Here is a 221-nt window from a genome sequence, read left to right as displayed (position 1 = left end):
ATAATATTTTTATAAAAATAATCGGTCAAATCTTTTGGTCGTACCTCTAACATTTTCGCTGCTTCAATAAGACCGAACAGCCCATCAGAGCGCTTTAAGCCATCCAAAGCCTCTGCTTTCGGAGTCAATTCTGCAATCACATGATCTTTCTGTTCAATTTGGCTTTGTAAGTGATTCAAGACGCCAAGTAATGCTTCGGGTTTTGAGTAATCAACTTGTGG

General features: G+C 38.9%; 1 pseudogene. It reads right to left on the bottom strand.

Annotated elements, in window-relative coordinates:
• Positions 1-221, bottom strand: a pseudogene (locus BN202_RS09200) (phage antirepressor Ant); the annotation flags it as partial.

The sequence above is a fragment of the Bartonella florencae genome (assembly GCF_000312525.1).
In the GTDB taxonomy this organism is placed as follows: domain Bacteria; phylum Pseudomonadota; class Alphaproteobacteria; order Rhizobiales; family Rhizobiaceae; genus Bartonella; species Bartonella florencae.
Note: the sequence above shows the minus strand (reverse complement) of the source record. Positions and strands in the feature narration are given on the sequence as shown.